Annotated in this window: 1 protein-coding gene; it reads left to right on the top strand. The window is 32.6% G+C overall.

From position 1 onward, the window contains the following. Positions 1-90: 90 nt before the first annotated feature. Entirely contained in the window at positions 91-1,302 is a 1,212-nt protein-coding gene (locus AAEO59_RS16335) for an IS256 family transposase (RefSeq protein WP_341701812.1), read from the top strand. The last annotated feature ends 6 nt before the right edge of the window (positions 1,303-1,308 follow it).

Here is a 1,308-nt window from a genome sequence, read left to right as displayed (position 1 = left end):
GGTACTATAACATAAACTGTGTAATTAAAAAATAATGGGGTTTTACGACCTCATTATTTTTTTGTTTAAATTTAAATATTACACAGTCTTATGAAAAAAGAAGATTTATTATCAGACGAATTTTTAAAACAATTCAAAACAGGAGAAGATCTTAATGGTTTTCTTGCTCAACTACAAAAGAGAGGCTTAGAAGCTATTCTTAAAGGAGAAATGGATTCTCATTTAGGTTATGAGAAACATGAAAAATCAAGTTCAACCAACTCCAGAAATGGCTTTTCTAATAAAAGAATAAAGACATCATTTGGAGAATCAGAGATTCAGGTTCCAAGGGATAGAGAAGCTTCTTTCAATCCTATGATTATCCCTAAACGTCAAAGTATGGTTGATGGTTTAGAGAATGTAATTATTTCACTTTATGCAAAAGGTATGAGTGTTAGTGATATTGAAGAACAGATTCGTGAAGTTTATAATTTTGATGTTTCCACTTCTACCATATCCAGAATTACAGAGTCAGTAGCTAATGATATTATTGCATGGCAAAATCGTCCTTTAGATCCTGTATATTTAATCGTCTGGATGGATGGAATTGTCTTTAAAGTACGTGAGAATTCAAAGGTTATTAATAAAACTATTTATCTTGCTGTTGGACTCAATAGAGACGGTAAAAAGGAGGTTTTAGGGATGTGGTTAGGAAAGAATGAGAGTGCTAGTTTTTGGTTAGGTGTGCTTACTGATTTAAAAGCAAGAGGCGTGGAAGACATACTCATTACTGCTACTGATAATCTAAATGGCTTTACTCAAACCATTAAAAATGTTTTCCCTGAATCACTCCCGATAGCTATCGGGACACAAATATGTGTAGTGCATCAAATTCGAAATTCTGCTCGTTATGTGGTCTGGAAGGACAAAAAAGAATTTTCCAAGGACATGAAACAAATTTATGATGCTCCAACAAAACAAGCGGCAAAAGGAGCTTTAGAAGATTTTGCTAGTAAATGGAATCACAAATATCCTTATGCTGTAAAATCCTGGGAAGATAATTGGGAGGAACTTACCGTGTTTTTTGACTTTCCAATTGAAATTAGAAAAATTATTTACACCACTAATCTAATCGAAAATCTCAATGGAAAAATTAGAAAATATACCAAAAACAAATTATCATTCCCAACCGATGAAGCTGTTTTAAAATCCGTATATTTGGCTTTGAGGGAAGCAACCAAAAAATGGTCGATGCCAATCCAAAACTGGGGATTAATCCTCAATCAGTTCTTAACTATATTTGAAAAAAGGGTTCAACTTTAATTAAAA

The sequence above is a fragment of the Flavobacterium flavipallidum genome (assembly GCF_038289905.1).
GTDB lineage: Bacteria > Bacteroidota > Bacteroidia > Flavobacteriales > Flavobacteriaceae > Flavobacterium > Flavobacterium flavipallidum.
Note: the sequence above shows the minus strand (reverse complement) of the source record. Positions and strands in the feature narration are given on the sequence as shown.

Bases quoted from the DNA above. Each gene is read 5' to 3' on its own strand.
- AAEO59_RS16335 (WP_341701812.1), top strand. From the start codon at position 91: ATGAAAAAAGAAGATTTATTATCAGACGAATTTTTAAAACAATTCAAA.